We start from the raw sequence: 550 nt of genomic DNA, 5'->3' as shown, positions 1-550 counted from the left end.
AAAGTGGTGCCGAAAGTGTGGCGGCGTCCGCTGGGGGATATCAAGGCCATCTTTAAAGGGATGGAGCAAGGCCAGTTCCGTGGCCGGATGGTGATTTATTTCCGGTCATAACTCTCGCATGCCCGGCGGCGCTTCGCTTGCCGGGCCTACGGCCACAACACCCCGCTATCCACTTCTGCACCGTAATATGAAACATATCCTGCCGCCGCGGTCCTCGCGAGCGTTAACCGTTTGATGTTAACCCAGGGAACCATTTGGTATGGAGCAACGAGACGGCGATATTATTGCAAAGCATACAGCCTCGCGAATAAACCGTGTAAACTACCTTTAGTAGGCACTGGCGCGAGGACAATATGGTCGTTAAACGGTTAAGAAAAGAGGATCGACGGGTACAGTTGCTGGAAGTGGCACGTGGGATCGTACGCCAGCAAGGCACCGAGGCACTGACGCTGGGCTATCTGGCCGAGCGGGCAAACGTCACCAAGCCCATTCCCTACGATCACTTCGGCGATCGTGAAGGGTTGTTGATGGCGCTGTATCAGGATTACAG

1 protein-coding gene is annotated in these 550 nt (G+C 55.1%); it reads left to right on the top strand.

Features of this window, described 5'->3' with window-relative positions:
• Positions 1-353: 353 nt before the first annotated feature.
• On the top strand, positions 354-550 hold a 197-nt coding region (locus C3418_RS23930; RefSeq protein WP_146054171.1), incomplete at its 3' end, for a TetR/AcrR family transcriptional regulator.

The sequence above is a fragment of the Aeromonas sp. ASNIH8 genome (assembly GCF_002919855.1).
Taxonomy (GTDB): domain Bacteria; phylum Pseudomonadota; class Gammaproteobacteria; order Enterobacterales; family Aeromonadaceae; genus Aeromonas; species Aeromonas caviae.
The sequence above is the reverse complement of the archived record's forward strand: the minus strand, read 5'-3'. Positions and strand labels throughout refer to the sequence as shown.